The sequence below is a fragment of the Streptococcus australis genome, from assembly GCF_003943615.1.
GTDB lineage: Bacteria > Bacillota > Bacilli > Lactobacillales > Streptococcaceae > Streptococcus > Streptococcus australis_C.
The window spans coordinates 230,468-247,413 of record NZ_RJPZ01000003.1 but is presented as its reverse complement, the minus strand read 5'-3'; the positions used below and the strand labels follow the sequence as shown (position 1 = coordinate 247,413).

At 39.4% G+C, this 16,946-nt stretch carries 15 protein-coding genes; all 15 read left to right on the top strand.

Features of this window, described 5'->3' with window-relative positions; genetic code table 11:
* The first annotated feature begins 97 nt into the window (after window positions 1-97).
* The 15 genes from D8785_RS04845 (at window position 98) to D8785_RS04770 (ending at window position 16,945) form a co-directional block, all read left to right on the top strand.
* On the top strand, window positions 98-562 hold the full coding sequence (locus tag D8785_RS04845; RefSeq protein WP_125374662.1) for an SP_0198 family lipoprotein: 465 nt from the start codon (window positions 98-100) through the stop codon (window positions 560-562).
* A gap of 265 nt (window positions 563-827) precedes the next feature.
* Window positions 828-2,363 (top strand): cardiolipin synthase, encoded by a 1,536-nt coding sequence (gene cls, locus D8785_RS04840; RefSeq protein ID WP_125374661.1) that lies wholly within the window; start codon window positions 828-830, stop codon window positions 2,361-2,363.
* Between the two features lie 150 nt (window positions 2,364-2,513).
* The gene (locus D8785_RS04835; RefSeq protein ID WP_185759620.1) at window positions 2,514-3,380 is read left to right on the top strand and encodes a hypothetical protein; all 867 of its coding nucleotides are present in this window, start codon (window positions 2,514-2,516) and stop codon (window positions 3,378-3,380) included.
* 326 nt (window positions 3,381-3,706) lie between these two features.
* Window positions 3,707-5,185, top strand: coding sequence for an LCP family glycopolymer transferase CpsA (gene cpsA, locus D8785_RS04825; RefSeq protein ID WP_260469869.1), 1,479 nt, complete (start codon window positions 3,707-3,709; stop codon window positions 5,183-5,185).
* On the top strand, window positions 5,178-5,909 hold the full coding sequence (cps4B, locus tag D8785_RS04820; RefSeq protein ID WP_125374659.1) for a capsular polysaccharide biosynthesis protein Cps4B: 732 nt from the start codon (window positions 5,178-5,180) through the stop codon (window positions 5,907-5,909). Before cpsA ends, cps4B begins: the two co-directional genes overlap by 8 nt.
* Before the next feature lie 42 nt (window positions 5,910-5,951).
* The gene (locus D8785_RS04815) at window positions 5,952-6,647 is read left to right on the top strand and encodes a Wzz/FepE/Etk N-terminal domain-containing protein (protein WP_125374658.1); all 696 of its coding nucleotides are present in this window, start codon (window positions 5,952-5,954) and stop codon (window positions 6,645-6,647) included.
* Between the two features lie 12 nt (window positions 6,648-6,659).
* Window positions 6,660-7,355 (top strand): tyrosine-protein kinase, encoded by a 696-nt coding sequence (locus tag D8785_RS04810; protein WP_125374657.1) that lies wholly within the window; start codon window positions 6,660-6,662, stop codon window positions 7,353-7,355.
* Between the two features lie 19 nt (window positions 7,356-7,374).
* The gene (locus tag D8785_RS04805; RefSeq protein WP_125374656.1) at window positions 7,375-8,748 is read left to right on the top strand and encodes a sugar transferase; all 1,374 of its coding nucleotides are present in this window, start codon (window positions 7,375-7,377) and stop codon (window positions 8,746-8,748) included.
* A 37-nt stretch (window positions 8,749-8,785) separates the two neighbouring features.
* The gene (gene cps2T, locus D8785_RS04800; protein WP_125374655.1) at window positions 8,786-9,958 is read left to right on the top strand and encodes a beta 1-4 rhamnosyltransferase Cps2T; all 1,173 of its coding nucleotides are present in this window, start codon (window positions 8,786-8,788) and stop codon (window positions 9,956-9,958) included.
* Between the two features lie 2 nt (window positions 9,959-9,960).
* A complete protein-coding gene (locus D8785_RS04795) occupies window positions 9,961-11,109 on the top strand; it encodes a glycosyltransferase family 4 protein (protein ID WP_125374654.1) in 1,149 nt (382 codons plus the stop codon).
* Window positions 11,110-11,242: 133 nt separating this feature from the next.
* The gene (locus tag D8785_RS04790; protein ID WP_125374653.1) at window positions 11,243-12,217 is read left to right on the top strand and encodes a glycosyltransferase; all 975 of its coding nucleotides are present in this window, start codon (window positions 11,243-11,245) and stop codon (window positions 12,215-12,217) included.
* Between the two features lie 17 nt (window positions 12,218-12,234).
* Window positions 12,235-13,224 (top strand): glycosyltransferase family 2 protein, encoded by a 990-nt coding sequence (locus D8785_RS04785; RefSeq protein WP_125374652.1) that lies wholly within the window; start codon window positions 12,235-12,237, stop codon window positions 13,222-13,224.
* Between the two features lie 79 nt (window positions 13,225-13,303).
* A complete protein-coding gene (locus tag D8785_RS04780; protein WP_185759619.1) occupies window positions 13,304-14,479 on the top strand; it encodes a polymerase in 1,176 nt (391 codons plus the stop codon).
* A gap of 49 nt (window positions 14,480-14,528) precedes the next feature.
* Window positions 14,529-15,950, top strand: a complete 1,422-nt coding sequence (locus tag D8785_RS04775) for a flippase (protein WP_125374650.1) — start codon at window positions 14,529-14,531, stop codon at window positions 15,948-15,950.
* Entirely contained in the window at window positions 15,947-16,945 is a 999-nt protein-coding gene (locus D8785_RS04770; RefSeq protein WP_125374649.1) for an acyltransferase, read from the top strand. The genes D8785_RS04775 and D8785_RS04770 overlap by 4 nt, the downstream gene beginning before the upstream one ends.
* Window position 16,946 lies beyond the last annotated feature (1 nt).

Genomic DNA, 16,946 nt, shown 5'->3' with positions numbered 1-16,946 from the left:
AAGATTGACCAAAAACCACCTCTATCGTATACTGAAGATGAGCCACAAATGAACGGGGAAGTCCGTTAAAAAAAGTTGGCGCGAAAGGAGACCATCCATGGCAAAGAAAATGACTGTTTTATTAGCAATAGCTACAGTCCTCTTACTTGGAGCATGTTCAAACCAGCAAACACCACTGTCTTCACAATCTAATAGTCAGGTGACTGCTTCCGAAGCAAAGACAACGAATACACAAGGAAGTTCTTCTGATGGAAGCTCAAGTTCATCTAGTTTAAATACTACAAACACTCAAGTGGCTCAAGGCAATATCGACGGAACCTACAAAGGGATAGATGAAGCGGATCAGATCACTTTAGTTGTCACAGGAGATACAGGAACCTGGACAGCTGTGGAGCCTGATGGAGAACAAGAAATCAAGCCAGTGAAACTAGATGCTACTAACCAGATCATTTATATCGGAGATGATGGCTACCGCTATCAATTGGAGGGGCAACAATTGACCCTGAAAGAAACGGACCAAGAGTTGGATGATCAGGACACGATCGTTCTAACCAAGCAATAAAATAGCTGAAGTGAGAGTGGGACAGAAATCGGTCATTCGTTAGAATTCGAATTCGTCGTCCCACCTCCGCACAGTTGAGTAGGGCTGTAAAAGCTGATGAAATCAGCGTAGTAGAGCCCACTCAACCACTGCGTCTTGCTCGACAATCCAAAGACAATTGAGAGGCCGGACTTTTGTCCCAGCCTCTCTTTTTCATTTTATCGGGTTTGCGCTCCCTTCTTAGAACTGGTATACTAGTAGGGATTATAAAAGAAGGAGAATGAGGGTGAGTTTTCGAAAGCTTCGATTGTTAATGTCCAAATATGGGTTCAGTATCCTCTTTATGGGGTTTGAACTCTGGCTGTCTTTTGCGGCCTTCTTTTGGCTGAATGAATGGTTCCCCAATTGGATGTCTGTCACCATCATGGTCCTCTTGTACATCTCGACCATTTTAGCGATTGTCAACCGAAATATGCCTCCAGAGAGCAAGGTGACCTGGCTCTTAATTGCTGTCATCCCCGTCTTTGGTTCCCTTCTTTACCTCATGTTTGGGGAGCGTCGTCTGTCCAAAAAAGAAATGGTTCAGTTGGAAAATATGGAGTCCATGAATTTCCGTGAGGACAACAGCCGCGAGCTTCGCCTCCAGTTAAAGGAAGAGAGCAAGGCCGTCTATGGGATGGTCAAGTCTATTCTATCCATGGATCACAATGCAGACCTATACAACGGTACAGCTTCGACCTTTTTCCCACTAGGGGATCAGATGTTTCCACAATTGTTGGAGGATTTGCGCTTAGCCAAGAAATTTATCTTTCTCGAATTTTATATCATCGAGGAAGGTCTGATGTGGAACAGCATCCTAGATATCTTACTTGAGAAAGTTAAAGAAGGGGTAGAAGTGAAGCTGTTATACGATGATATTGGCTGTATGGCGACCCTCAAGGGAAACTATTCCAAACGCTTGCGCAAGTTAGGTATTGATGCCCACAAGTTTAATAAGGTGGTGCCACGATTAACGGTGGCCTATAACAACCGAGACCACAGAAAGATCTTGGTCATTGATGGCCAGATTGGTTATACAGGTGGGGTCAACCTGGCGGATGAGTACATCAACCAGAGAGAACGCTTCGGCCGTTGGAAAGATAGTGCAGTACGCTTGGACGGTCGAGCTGTCAAGGCCTTGACGCGACTTTTTCTCATGAACTGGTACATTAACCAGGGAGAAATTGAAGATTTTGATAAATACCATATGGAAAACCAAGCGGTAGATGGTGAAGGTTTCTATATCCCCTTTGGTAGTGGACCGAAACCGATTTATAAGTCCCAGGTTGGTAAGGCTGTGTATCAGAATATCATCAATCAGGCAACGGACTATGTCTATATTACGACCCCTTATTTAATCATTGATTATGATTTGACAGAAGATATTCGAAATGCGGCACTCCGAGGCGTTGACGTACGTATCGTGACCCCCTACATTCCGGATAAAAAGTTAATCCAAATCGTTACTCGAGGGGCTTATCCAGATCTGATGGAAGCAGGGGTTAAAATTTATGAGTACACTCCAGGCTTTATCCATAGCAAGCAAGTATTGGCCGACGATGAAGTCGCAGTAGTCGGGACCATCAATTTTGACTATCGGAGTCTGGTTCATCACTATGAGAATGCGGTCTGGATGTATCGAAGCCCAGAATTGACCAAGATCCGAGCTGATTTTCAAGGGATTTTCTCCGTGTCTCAGCAGATCCAGTTGGATACTTTCCGAATCACCTGGTACCAGCATTTGATCAAAGAGATTATGCAGTTATTTGCGCCCATGCTATAGGCGATGAGATCCCTCCGCAAGAGAAGGGATCTTTTTTGTTACGAAGTAGAGACAAAACATTACAATTTATTGACATACGCTTGTCTAAGAATGTTCAGGGAGGCTATTTTTGGTATAATGAACATAATCTATAAAAAATAAGGAGAATTTATGAAAAAGCTCGTAAAATACGGTATCTTATCAGCCTGCTTGCTGTTGTTGGCAGCTTGTTCGTCAAAACCAGCTACTGAGAAAAAAGCAGCCAAAGAGGATAAAGTAGAACAATCTAGTGAATCAAAAGAGGAAAAAACAAAAAAACAAATTGAGAAAGATGGAGATATCATTCTTCGTGCCATCTTCACTGACCATTCTTCTGGTTTCACAACCTTGATGGGAACGTCAGTTGACAAGTGGAAAAAACAAATTACCGAAAAATATGTTGATGAAAATGCACCAAAATATCTACCTGCAGAAGACTTCACACTTGAACTCACAACTGAAACATTTACTCCAGAAAAAATATTGGAATTGTTTGACCAAGCTCGTTTCAAAGTGCTAGCAACTATCGGTGATGACTATGAGATCACCAAGGTTGAAGACGAAGGAGATATTGCGACAGTTACATTCAAATCTCGTGCCATTGCAACACGTGACTTGGCTAACTTGATCAACCGTGCAAAATCTAGCCTTTTTGAAAACGGAATTGAAGATGTTAAAAAATTAGAAGACAACACAGATCCAGAGCTAGAAAAACGCTTGTCTCTATTGAACAATTTCTTGTTCTACTATGCCTTTGACCGCTTGAATGAAGACTTTGGATACATCGAACCACGCGAGTACACGTTAGAATTGACAAAAACCAAAGAAGGGCGTTATATCCTTAGTGATGAAAGTTTCCTTGAGTTACGTAAGGAAATCTTTGTAAACGAATACTCTGCTGATGGGGCTGAAACTCGTAAAGGAAGTAATACCTCAAAGAGTGATTCCTCAACTAGCAAGGATTCAGGCACAAGTTCTACCTCAAAAGATAAAGTATAAACCCATAAAAAGAGAGTGGGACAGAAATCGGTCATTCGTTAGAATTCGATTTCGTCGTCCCACCTCCGCACAGTTGAGTAGGGCCGTAAAAGCTGATGAAATCAGCGTAGTAGAGCCCACTCAACCACTGCGTCTTGCTCGACAATGCAAATAAAAAAGGCTGGGACTTTTGTCCCATCCTTTTTTATTTGCCCTTTTCTTTTTCCCGTATTGCTGTACAGGGAGCTCAGAATAGTATAAAATTAATAGTGGAGAAATGGGCATAGATTCTGATCTGTAGGGCAATTTTATGTTATAATATTTAAGAAAATAGTATGGGGGATAAAATGAATCGAAGTAGAAAAAACAAACATTCAATCAGAACAAGTGGCTGGGATCAGCTACGTATTGTAAATAGTGGTCTCTGGGTTTTAACACTACTTGTGGCGGGGCTCTTTCTTTATAATGTCTTTAGTTACAATATCCTAGCTTTCCGTTATTTGAATATACTTGTGACGGTATTGTTAATTGGCGGACTTTTTTTAACCTTGGGTTTGATCCTTGCAGGCAAGGCTAAAAAGACGACGCTATTTTTATTGGTTCTAGGCTTGCTAGGTACCTCCGTGGGGACCTATGTCACCCAACAATTGGTCGATATCGCTGGAAATGTGAACCGCAATGCCAACTATACGGAATCTGAAATGGCTGTCTACGTCAAGGCGGATAGTCCAATCCAAGATATCAAAGAAATTAGCAGTGTAGCAGCACCTACGGGAAACAATAACGCAGACGATCTTCTAGCCTTGGTAGAAGAAGTGAAGAAAACTCGCCAGCATGACTTGACCATTGAAGATGTGGAATCTTATGCAGCGGCTTACCAGGCCCTACAAGAAGACAAGACACAAGCCATTGTCTTGAATAGTACCTTTGAAGATACTATTGCAAGTGTGGATGCTGACTATGCGAAAAAATTAAAGAAAATATACTCTTACAAGATTCGTCGTCAAGTTGAAACCAAAGCTAAGGCGGATGCGAATGCGGACACCTTTAACATCTATGTTAGTGGAATTGACACCTATGGCCCAGTGACTTCGGTTTCTCGGTCTGATGTCAATATTATCATGACGGTCAACCGAAAGACCAAGCAAGTTTTGCTGACCACCACTCCGCGTGATGCCTATGTACCGATCGCCGATGGCGGAAACAACCAAGGGGATAAATTGACCCACGCTGGGATTTATGGAGTAGATGCGTCTATTCATACATTAGAAAATTTGTATGGCATCAAGATTGACTACTATGTCCGATTAAACTTCACATCCTTCTTGAAGCTCGTCGACCTGGTCGGAGGGATTGATGTAGAGAATGATCAAGAATTTACAAGTCTACACGGAAACTACCACTTCCCTGTAGGAAAAGTTCACTTGGATTCGGAGCAAGCCCTTGGCTTTGTCCGTGAGCGCTACTCACTTGAAGGTGGAGACAACGATCGCGGGAAGAACCAAGAAAAAGTGATCGCAGCCATTATCCATAAATTAACATCAACCAAAGCATTGAGCAATTACAATGAAATCGTTTCTGGTTTACAAGATTCCTTGCAAACCAATATGCCCTTGCCAACAATTATGAATTTGGTGAATACACAGTTGGAGACTGGTGGAAGCTACAAGGTGACTTCACAAGCGGTCACTGGACAAGGACGAAATGATTTGCCTTCATATGCTATGCCAGGATCTTCCCTCTACATGATGGAGTTGAATGCTGATAGTGTGACACAAGCCAAAGAAAAGATAAACCAAACCATGGAAGGAAATAACAATGATTGATATTCATTCACACATTGTCTTTGATGTGGATGATGGACCAAAGACGATTGAGGATAGCAAACTCCTCATCGAGGAAAGCTACCGTCAAGGGGTTCGTACCATCGTTTCGACATCCCATCGTCGAAAAGGGATGTTTGAAACACCAGAAGAGAAAATCTATCAAAATTACTTAGCAGTAAAAGAGATGGTCGAGACCTATCTGCCTGAAATGACCTTGCATTTCGGAGCAGAAATCTACTATACGCAAGATATCCTAGAAAAGTTAGAAGTTGGGACTATTCCAACGCTTGCCGAGACCAGCTTTGCTTTGATTGAATTTAGTATGGCGACGCCCTACAAGGAGATTCATCAAGCCTTAAGCGCAGTCTTGCGCTTAGGAGTGACTCCGGTGGTTGCCCATATTGAACGCTACCACTGTTTGGAAAAGAATGAAAAACGGGTGCGGGAATTGATCCGAATGGGATGCTATACCCAGATCAATAGTTCTAGTGTCCTCAAGCCTAAATTATTTGGTGATCGCTACAAGTTCATGAAACAACGTGCCCAGTATTTCTTGGACAAGGACTTGGTCCATTTTGTTGCAAGCGATATGCACAATGTTGATCAGCGCCCTCCATACATGGAAAAAGCTTACCAGTTGATAGAAAAACGCTACGGCAGTGATCGAGCACGTGCCCTCTTTGTTGAAAATCAACAAACATTATTGAATAACGAATTATTTTAACAATCAAGTTCCATCATGGGGATTGAAAAGGAGAAAGTGAATATGAAAAACCAAGAGAGCCAAGAGATCGAATTGGATGTGGTCTCCCTCTTTAAAACCTTATGGCGTCGTAAATTCTCTATTCTAATTACGGCCTTAATGTTTGCGATTGGAGCCCTAGGGTACAGCGCTTTTGTAGCGAAGAAAATTTACCAAAGTACCAGCCGTATCTACGTGGTAAGTCGTCAGAACCAAGAAAACAATGCCTTGACCAACCAAGATCTTCAAGCAGGATCCTACTTGGTTAAAGACTATCGTGAGATTATCCTTTCTCAAAATGTCTTAAACCAAGCTATCGAAGAGTTGAAGTTGGAAATGACTCCTGCAGAGCTTGCTAAGAAAGTCTCAGTGGCAGTGCCAGCGGATACTCGGATTTTGTCCATCACAGCATCAGACCCAGACCCCCAAGAAGCAGCTCGTATCGCGAATGGCTTGAAAGATGTTGCGGCAGAAAAAATTATTGCTGTAACCAAGGTATCTGACGTGACAACATTGGATGAGGCAGTTGTTCCGCAAAATCCTTCTTCACCAAATATCAAACGAAATGTTGTCATTGGTTTTGTCCTTGGCGGTGTATTGATTTCCATTCTGGTGATCTTGTCAGAAGTATTGGATGACCGTGTGAAGAAACCAGAAGACATCGAAGAAGTGATGGGCATCACTCTATTAGGCGTGATCCCTAGTGTGAAGAAACTGTAAGAGGGAGAATTCATGGCAACCTTAGAAATTGTAAAAAGCAAATTAGCAGCGATGACTCAGGCCGAAGAGTATTTTAATGCCTTGAGTACCAATATTCAGTTGAGTGGGACGAATATTAAGGTCGTTGCCATTTCATCTGTGCAACCTAACGAAGGAAAATCAACTATTTCTACGAATTTGGCGACAGCCTTTGCGCGTGCGGGCTATCGCACCTTATTGGTCGATGCGGATATCCGTAACTCGGTCATGACAGGTGTCTTTAAAAGCCAGGGACGTGTTTCTGGCTTGACAGAAGTGCTTTCTGGCAAGAGTGAAATTTCCCAAGCGATTGCGACAACTGACTATCCAAAATTGGACGTTCTCTTGTCGGGGCAAATTTCTCCTAACCCTACAGGCCTCTTACAAAGTAAAAATTTTGAAGTTATCATTGAGGCACTTCGCAATCATTATGACTATATTATTGTTGATACACCTCCGATTGGGATGGTCATTGATGCGGCTATTATCGCTCAACGTTGTGATGGAAGCTTGGTCGTGACGGCATCAGGAGCTGTGAGTCGCAAGGCTGTACAAAAAGCTAAAGAGCAACTGGAACAGACAGGAACACCATTCCTAGGAGTGGTCCTCAATAAATTTGATGTTCAATTAGAAAAATATGGTTCCTACGGTAATTACGGGAACTATGGCAATTATGGGAAAAAAAGATAAGGAATAGGATAGAGATATTATGACAGAAGGAAGGGGATTTCACAAATTTGCTTTGGCATTTTTCCAAAGCTTACCAGTCTTAGTTGTGGCTTATTTGTTTAGTTTTGTAACAGAGACAGAAATCCACTCTAATACAATTTTCTATCTGTATTTATTGCATTTCGTAGCCTTCTACGTCAGTGATTACAACCAAGATTATTTCAAACGTGGACATCTCGTTGAATTCTTACAAACCTTGAAATATAGTTTGTGTTTTGCGCTTGCAATTAGTTTTTCGAGCTTTTTTTTGGAGGAGAAGTTTTCCCTTTCCCGTCGGGGGATGATTTATTTTCTATTTCTTCTAACACTTGTCCTTTATTTGATGAACTACCTCATCAAACGCTATTGGCGTCGCTTCTATTACAGCCTCAAAGGAAGTCACAAGATTCTCTTGATTACGGCCAATTCTCGTCTAGATAAAGTTCTTGATCGGCTTCTTTCGTCAAATGATAGCGGTGGTGAAGTGGTTGCAGTGACGGTATTGGACCGCCCAAATTTTCAACACCCAACTGTTCGGGTTGTTCCGAAGGAAGACCTGTTGGCTTATGCGACCTATGAAGTGGTAGACGAAGTCTTTCTAAATCTTCCAAGTGAAGAGTATGACATTGGTGAATATGTCTCGCAATTTGAAACTATGGGGATCGACGTTACAGTTAACCTCAATGCTTTTGATTTAAACTTTGCAGGGAATAAACGAATTCGAGAAATGGCTGGACTCAATGTCGTTACCTTCTCGACTAATTTCTACAAACCTAGCCATGTGACTGCGAAACGTGTGATCGATATCTGTGGATCCTTGGTGGGTTTGCTCATCTGTGGCTTGGTAGCGATTGTATTGGTACCTTTGATTCGCAAGGATGGAGGACCTGCTATTTTTGCCCAGAAACGGGTCGGGAAAAATGGGCGCTATTTCAAATTTTATAAATTCCGTTCCATGTATGTTGATGCAGAGGAGCGGAAAAAAGAATTGATGGATCAAAACACCATGACCGGTGGCATGTTCAAAATGGACAATGACCCTCGGATTACGCCGATCGGGCGCTTTATCCGGAAGACCAGTCTGGATGAGTTACCACAATTCTTTAATGTCCTAAAAGGAGATATGAGTCTAGTTGGAACCCGTCCGCCAACAGTGGATGAGTATGAGAAATACACTCCAGAACAAAAACGACGCTTGAGCTTTAAGCCCGGTATTACAGGGCTCTGGCAGGTGAGTGGCCGTAGCGAGATTACAGACTTTGACGAAGTGGTTCGCTTAGATGTATCTTATATTGATGATTGGACCATTTGGTCAGATATTAAAATCTTGCTGAAAACGATCAAAGTGGTATTTAAACGAGATGGAGCGAAGTAGGAAATTCCTGCTTCGTCCTTTCCATGTAAGGAGAAAAATGAAACAGTCAGTTTATATCGTGGGTTCTAAGGGAATTCCAGCGAAATATGGTGGTTTTGAAACCTTTGTCGAAAAGCTGACAGAGTGCCAACAAGACCGAGAGATTCAATACTATGTAGCTTGTATGCGGGAGAATTCTGCAAAATCAGGGATTACTGCAGATGCTTTCGAGCATAATGGAGCAATCTGTTATAACATTGATGTCCCTAATATCGGTCCTGCGCGTGCCATTGCTTATGATATTGCGGCTCTTAATAAGGCCATTGAAATGGCTAAAGAAAACAAGGATCAAGCTCCAATCTTTTATGTTTTGGCTTGTCGGATTGGTCCCTTTATTTCAAGAATAAAAAAGAAAATCAAGGCGATTGGAGGGACTCTGATGGTCAATCCGGATGGCCATGAATGGCTTCGTGCAAAATGGAGTCTTCCAGTCCGTAAGTACTGGAAATTTTCTGAACAACTCATGGTTAAACACGCCGATCTTTTGATTTGTGATAGCAAGAATATCGAAGCCTATATTCAAAAGGACTACGCTAAATATCAGCCTAAGACGACCTATATTGCCTATGGAACGGATACAAGCAAATCTATCCTGAGTAAAGAAGACGAGAAAGTACGGACTTGGTTTGCAGACAAGCAAGTCTCAGAAGGAAACTACTACCTTGTTGTTGGACGTTTTGTACCTGAAAATAACTACGAGGCCATGATTCGTGGTTTTATGCGGTCAAACTCTCAGAAAGATTTTGTCCTTATTACCAATGTGGAACAAAACAAGTTCTATGAACAGTTGCGTAAAGATACTGGATTTGATCAGGATCCTCGAGTGAAGTTTGTAGGGACTGTCTATGATCAAGAATTGCTCAAATACATTCGTGAGAATGCCTTTGCTTACTTCCATGGTCATGAGGTAGGAGGGACTAATCCGTCCCTTCTTGAGGCGCTCGAGTCTACTAAACTCAACCTCTTGTTAGATGTTGGCTTTAACCGTGAAGTCGGTGAAGAGGGAGCTCTCTATTGGAAGAAAGACCAATTGGCAAGCGTTATTGATCAGGCTGAACAATTGGGTGATCGAGCAATCGAAGACCTCAATCAAAAATCAAGTAAACGTATCTCTGAAGCCTTTACTTGGGAAAAGATTGTTACAGACTACGAGAAAGTATTTAAAGGATAGAAATGCAGAAAATTTTATATCTCCATGCTGGTGCCGAAATGTATGGTGCTGACAAAGTTTTGTTGGAGCTTATTAAAGGATTGGATCAAGATGCTTTTGAGGCACATGTTATCTTACCCAATGATGGTGTCTTAGTGGGTGCATTGGAAGAGGTTGGTGCTAAGGTTAAAGTTATTGATTACCCAATCTTGCGCCGTAAATATTTTAATCCTAAGGGAATTCTTGAGTATTTTGCCTCCTATAATCGTTATTCAAAGCAAATTGCTAAATATGCTAAAGAAAATGGGATTACCCTTGTTCACAATAACACCACAGCGGTTCTTGAAGGAATTTACCTAAAGCGGAAGTTAAAACTTCCTTTGATTTGGCATGTGCACGAAATTATCGTCAAACCAAAAGCAATTTCTGATTTTATCAACTTTTTGATGGGGCGCTATGCCGATACGATTGTGACAGTTTCAAATGCTGTAGCAAACCACGTGAAGCAGTCTCGCTATGTGAAAGACGATCAGGTTCAAGTCATCTATAATGGTGTCGATAATGCTGTATATCAGGTGATGGCTGCTAGCGCTGTTCGTGACCAGTTTGGAATTGCGCAGGGTGCTTTGGTGATCGGTATGGTTGGTCGAGTGAATGCCTGGAAAGGGCAAGGGGACTTCCTAGAAGCTGTTACTCCAATCTTACAGACCAATCCAAAAGCAGTAGCTTTTTTAGCAGGTAGTGCATTTGAGGGAGAAGAGTGGCGCGTGGATGAGCTGGAAAAAGCTATTTCAGACTCACCAGTAGCTGGACAAATCAAGCGAATTGACTATTATAGCAAGACGACAGAACTCTATAATATGTTTGATATCTTTGTCTTGCCAAGTACCAATCCAGATCCATTACCAACAGTCGTCCTCGAAGCCATGGCTTGTGGAAAACCTGTAGTAGGTTATCGTCATGGCGGTGTCTGTGAAATGGTCAAGGAAGGTGAAAACGGCCTTCTCGCCACACCAAATCAGCCTGCAGAATTGTCGAAGACTATTCAAGAATTGGCTGACAATACCGAGAAGAGAGAGCAATTTGGTAAGGCATCTGTCCAACGCCAAAAAGAACTCTTCTCCTTACAAAGTTATATTCGGAATTTCTCAGAGTTGTATAAAAAGAATTAAGAATATAAGTTTACTGAAGGAACAAGACTACGGTAGAGCTGGTTTTATAAACCGATTACTTTTAAATGTCGTAAGTTAGTTAGATCTATTCAGAAAGTATTGAACATAAAATAAAGATTTAGGTGGGGTATCTATGAAACCACTTTTAACTGTTGTTATTCCAGTATATAATGTCGAAAAGTATTTAAAACGATGTGTTGAAAGCGTAATTGCCCAAGATTGGAAAAAATATGAAATTCTACTTGTAGATGATGGAAGTACTGATCATTCTCCTCAAATTTGTGATAACTATGTCAAAACGTATGACTTTATTTCAGTTATTCATAAGGAGAATGGCGGACTTTCAGAAGCTAGGAATACGGGTCTTTCTCAGGCCAAGGGAGAATATGTTTATTTTCCTGATTCGGATGATTGGATTGAGCCAGATACCTTTATAGCCTTGTCAGAAGCGCTTGAATCTCAAAAATTTGATATCATTTCTTTTAACCGGGAGTTTGTTAAGAGTGAAGAAGATGCTATAGTTTCGGATTCAGTAGTGACTATAGTCTTTGAGGGGAAAGATGCTTTTGTAGAAATGTTGAAGCATAGTTACATTACAGGTTTTGCTAACGACAAAATCTATAGGAAGTCTCTATTTATGGATCATGATATCCTATTTCCAAAAGGGAAATATTATGAAGATTTGGGAACCAATTACAAGCTTTTTCTTTCAGCAAAGAAGGTTTATGCGACAAATCAAAAGTACTATCACTACTTAATCGATAACCCAGATTCTATTACACAGTCTTGGAATGAGAAGAAGTTTATAGATATGTTTGGGTTTTACAAAGAAGTTTTTTATTCTGATTTTGTTCGTTCTCAATTGAACCAAGAGGAGTTCCACATCTCACAACTTTATTATGTAAATGGTTTAACGCACATACTGGCTAGTTTATATAAAGCTAAACTACATAAAAATTATAGTGATATTACAAGTGAAGTGAAACAGGAATTAGAAAAAAATAAATTGACGTGTAGTGAAATAAAATCTATTCCAAATAGAATCAAATATTTGTTGTACCGTATGCGTTTATTAAAGCTGGCTTTCGCTATACAAGGGATGAAGTGAGAGAAATTTAGGAGATTATGATAAAGTATTCAGTCATTGTACCGGTATATAATGTAGAGAATTATCTCCCTCGTTGTATCGATAGTCTACTTGCTCAAAATTATGCGGATTTGGAAATTTTGTTGATTGATAATGGCTCCAAAGATCAGAGTGGTCAAATCTGTGAGGATTATGCGGCTCAGTTTGCAAATATTACAGCCTATCATATTCCAAATAAGGGTGTCGGTTCAGCCCGTAATTTTGGTTTAGCCAAAGCAAAAGGCGAGTTCATTTGTTTTGTGGATGCGGATGACTATCTTGTGGGAAATCTATTTTCAGATGTAGAAAGTCAATTAGATTCACAATTAGACTTAGTAGTGTTTAGTTACTATAATTCGATTGAAAAGAACTTATCAGAAATAAATCGATCGGAAAAAATACTCCCTACTGAAGGAAAAAAAGACAAAAGTGATTTTATTGGGCTTTTTCAAGAATTATGGTTAACAGACATGATGTATACTGTTTGGAATAAAATTTACCGTAGAGAATTTCTGGAGGAACATCAAATTGTTTTTGAATCCTATGAATTAGGAGAAGATGTTCGTTTCAATCTGAATGTTTACCAGCATGTTAATGCGGTTTTCTTGCTGAAATCTGGTTATTATGTCTATATTTCAGGAAGAGTAGATTCTGCGATGGGACAGTATAATCCTAATCGTATGATCTACCAATTGGAAGAACTAGGAAAAGTTGATCAGTTGATGACAAGCTGGAATATTCATGATGATCAATTTATAGATCAAATAAAGGCACGCATCCTGATGAGTAATATTCAGAACATATCAGAGCAAAAGATGTCTCTTTCTAAAAAACGACACTATGTTGAGGTCTTGTGTAGAAATCAAGAGATGATTGCCTTGCTAAAAAAAACTACTTCTCCGCTTCATCCTCTAATTAGGCGGTTATTACATCTCAGAATGTATCTGACAGTAATTTTTTTAAAAAAACTACAAACCTTGATAAAATAGGGGGATTCACTATTTAGTTGTGAGAGGTTTTTTATAGATACCAGTAATAAGACTTTATTATTATGATTGAAAGGTTTGGATGACTATTGTGATGAACAATCGTTTTATCTCAGAAAAAATATACTTATCTACACTGTTTGTGTGGGTAGTTGTTGCTTCATTAGCCACAACTACTTATTTCATTCGATTAGATGGTTTTCTATCCCTGTATAGGATGCTTCTCTATTTTACTATTATCATGATTTTTATAAAAGAGTTTATCACTCTTCCGAAGACCTTGTATTACTTTAGATTTCACTGGAAATCGTTGTTGATAGCACTGGCCTTCCTCTTTTCAATGTTGATAGTTTCAAAAAATCGTGATGGTTTACTTGACATAAACGTTTTATTACTAGTTTTTTCTGCCAGAGATATAGATTATAGAAAGCTACTAGGAACTTTTTCTTTTGCTACATTTCTAGTCCTTATTTTGACGATTTTTGCTAGCAATAAGGGCGTGATTTCGAATATGTTTATGAGAGCGGATGGTGGCTATCGTTTTAGTTTAGGTTTTAACTATGTATCATTTGCTTCACAGAGAATGTTTTTTGCCTTGTGTAGCTATCTGATGTTTCGTGGTAAAAAAATATCTTACATGGAATTGCTGGTCTTACTTTCGGCTACGATATATATGCACCAACAAACTTCGACATCTAGTCCATTTTACTTAAGTATTTTGATACTCACATATGCTTTATTTAGTATCAAAATATTTAAAAAAGGTTTTATTATTGAGAATTTTTGGATTTCTCGAGTAACGAATTATGGTTTTATTCTAGCCTTAGTTGTTATCTTATATTTCTGTTTTTATTCATCTGGTAATCTTTTTCACTTAGTCGATCAATTTACGCATAATCGTTTGCGTCTCAGTGTGGATGGTTTCCGAAATTTTGGTGTATCTTGGTTAGGGCAACCAATTTCCTTTACAACTCTTGATATGTTTGGAAATTTCACTAGTAATTACAATTATATTGATAGCTCTTTTGTTCAATTATTGGTTATTGATGGCTTGATTGTCAGTGCCTTCATGTTGTTTGCTCTTACTAAAGTTATGAAATATTTCATATCCATTCAAAAAGATATCGTACTGGCTTGCCTAGGAATTATGATTATCCATGGAATGTTCGATCCTCAGATGTTGGTTCTTCGCTACTCTCCATTAATTTTGTTCATCAGTCGATTGTTTATTATGAATCCAGATAATAAAATTGAATAAAAAGAGTTAAGTCCAGTTAAAAAGAAAGATTAAGACGAGTTACATCCTTATGAAAGTTCTTAAAAATTACGCCTATAATCTCTCCTACCAGTTGCTAGTGATTATTCTACCGATTATCACCACACCTTATGTGACACGGGTTTTTAGTTCAGATGACTTAGGGACTTACGGCTATTTCAACTCCATTGTCACCTACTTTATCCTTTTAGCGACCCTAGGAGTAGCCAATTATGGAACCAAGGAGATCTCAGGACACCGCAAGGACATCCAAAAGAATTTCTGGGGGATTTATACTCTCCAGTTAGGCGCGACCTTTGTCTCCATTTTACTCTATCTCTTGCTTTTCTTGGCCCTTCCTTCCATGCAAAATCCTGTTGCCTATATCTTGGGCCTTTGCTTAGTATCAAAAGGGCTCGATATTTCCTGGCTCTTTCAGGGCTTAGAGGACTTTCGCAAGATTACGATTCGAAATATCACGGTCAAACTGGTTGGAGTCATCTCCATCTTCTTGTTTGTTAAGTCTGCTAATGATCTTTATCTCTATGTATTCTTACTAACGATCTTTGAATTATTAGGTCAGCTCAGTATGTGGTTGCCCGCCCGTGAATTTATTGGGAAAGCCCATTTTGATATGGCTTATGCACGGGTGCATTTAAAACCGGTCATTCTGCTTTTTTTACCGCAGATTGCTATTTCCCTCTATGTCACCCTTGACCGGACCATGCTGGGGGCTCTCGCCTCTACAAAGGATGTGGGGATCTATGATCAGGCCTTGAAATTGGTCAATATTTTGCTGACCCTAGTGACCTCACTGGGAAGTGTCATGTTGCCTCGGGTATCGAGCCTCTTATCCTCAGGGTACCACAAGGCTGTCAACAAGATGCACCAAATGTCCTTTTTGATTTATAATTTGGTCATTTTCCCCATCATTGCCGGCATGCTGATTGTCAATGATGACTTTGTTCAATTCTTCCTAGGGAGGGATTTCCAGGATGCGCGTTATGCCATAGCCATCATGATTTTTAGAATGTTCTTTATCGGCTGGACCAATATCATGGGGATTCAAATCCTCATCCCGCATGATAAAAACAAAGAATTTATGATTTCGACCACTGTTCCTGCCATTGTCAGTGTCGGGTTGAATTTGCTCTTCTTGCCTCACTTTGGTTTTATCGGTGCAGCCATTGTTTCGGTTTTAACAGAATCCTTGGTCTGGGGAATTCAATTGTACTATACCCGTCATTACCTCAAGGAAGTACCGATTCTTGGGGCTATGGCAAAAATTATTCTCGCTTCTGCTATAATGTATGGCTTGTTGCTAAGTGCAAAACCATTCTTGCATTTTTCACCTACTTTAAATGTTCTTGTGTATGCAGTGCTTGGTGTCCTCATTTACCTGCTTGCTATTCTAGTTCTGAAAGTGGTAGATGTGAAAGAGTTAAAACAAATAATAGGAAAACAATCGAAATGAAGAAAGTACGGAATACAAACCTAGATTTGCTTAAAATTATGGCTTGTATAGGAGTTGTTTTACTCCATACCACAATGCCAGGATTTAAAGAAACTGGATCTTGGAATTACTTAACATACTTATATTACTTAGGTACCTATTCAATTCCGCTATTTTTTATGGTAAATGGCTATTTGTTATTGGGAAAAAATGAAATAAGCTATTCATACATCCTGCAAAAAATAAAATGGATTCTTGTAACCGTATCTATATGGACTTTAATCATTTGGATTTATAAGAGGGATTTTTCAGAAAACCCAATTAAAAAAGTTTTGGGTTCTTTGTTACAAAGAGGTTATTTTTTCCAGTTTTGGTTTTTTGGTGCTTTAATTCTTATTTACTTGTGTCTACCAATTTTGAAAAAATTTCTAAAATCAAAAAAACGGTATTTGTTGGTTCTTTCTGTACTGGTAATTATCGGTTTGGTAGTTGAGCTGACAAATATTTTACTTCAAATGCCAGTGCAAGTTTATGTTATACAGACATTTAGATTATGGACCTGGTTTTTCTATTATATTTTAGGTGGATTTCTAGCACAATTTAGCTTGGATACTCTTAAAAAGTGTTTTAGGAGTTGGATGAAAGAAATAACCGTAGTTTTACTATTTGCTTCACCGTTAATCTTATTTATGCTAGCGAAGTATATTCACCATAATCTTTTTGCTGAATATTTTTATGATAGTATTTTTGTGAAAGTTGTAAGTTTAGGGACTTTTTTGACGGTACTGACGTTTGATTTAAATACAGATAAAAACAGATGGATAATCTATCTTTCTAATCAAACTATGGGAATTTTTGTTATACATACATATGTTATGAAAGTGTGGGAGAAATCAGTTGGATTTAGTTTTGCAGGAGCACATTTGTTTTTTCTCATCTTCACATTGAGTGTAAGTTTTATTGTGGTTGGAATATTAATGAAAATCCCTTATTTCAATCGAATCGTTAAATTATAAA

What these genes read in the sequence shown, in the direction of transcription:
- D8785_RS04845 (WP_125374662.1), top strand. Translation starts at nt 98, where the DNA reads ATGGCAAAGAAAATGACTGTTTTATTAGCAATAGCTACAGTCCTCTTA.
- D8785_RS04835 (WP_185759620.1), top strand. Translation starts at nt 2,514, where the DNA reads ATGAAAAAGCTCGTAAAATACGGTATCTTATCAGCCTGCTTGCTGTTG.
- cpsA (WP_260469869.1), top strand. Translation starts at nt 3,707, where the DNA reads ATGAATCGAAGTAGAAAAAACAAACATTCAATCAGAACAAGTGGCTGG.
- cps4B (WP_125374659.1), top strand. Translation starts at nt 5,178, where the DNA reads ATGATTGATATTCATTCACACATTGTCTTTGATGTGGATGATGGACCA.
- D8785_RS04815 (WP_125374658.1), top strand. Translation starts at nt 5,952, where the DNA reads ATGAAAAACCAAGAGAGCCAAGAGATCGAATTGGATGTGGTCTCCCTC.
- D8785_RS04810 (WP_125374657.1), top strand. Translation starts at nt 6,660, where the DNA reads ATGGCAACCTTAGAAATTGTAAAAAGCAAATTAGCAGCGATGACTCAG.
- D8785_RS04805 (WP_125374656.1), top strand. Translation starts at nt 7,375, where the DNA reads ATGACAGAAGGAAGGGGATTTCACAAATTTGCTTTGGCATTTTTCCAA.
- cps2T (WP_125374655.1), top strand. Translation starts at nt 8,786, where the DNA reads ATGAAACAGTCAGTTTATATCGTGGGTTCTAAGGGAATTCCAGCGAAA.
- D8785_RS04795 (WP_125374654.1), top strand. Translation starts at nt 9,961, where the DNA reads ATGCAGAAAATTTTATATCTCCATGCTGGTGCCGAAATGTATGGTGCT.
- D8785_RS04790 (WP_125374653.1), top strand. Translation starts at nt 11,243, where the DNA reads ATGAAACCACTTTTAACTGTTGTTATTCCAGTATATAATGTCGAAAAG.
- D8785_RS04785 (WP_125374652.1), top strand. Translation starts at nt 12,235, where the DNA reads ATGATAAAGTATTCAGTCATTGTACCGGTATATAATGTAGAGAATTAT.
- D8785_RS04780 (WP_185759619.1), top strand. Translation starts at nt 13,304, where the DNA reads ATGACTATTGTGATGAACAATCGTTTTATCTCAGAAAAAATATACTTA.
- D8785_RS04775 (WP_125374650.1), top strand. Translation starts at nt 14,529, where the DNA reads ATGAAAGTTCTTAAAAATTACGCCTATAATCTCTCCTACCAGTTGCTA.
- D8785_RS04770 (WP_125374649.1), top strand. Translation starts at nt 15,947, where the DNA reads ATGAAGAAAGTACGGAATACAAACCTAGATTTGCTTAAAATTATGGCT.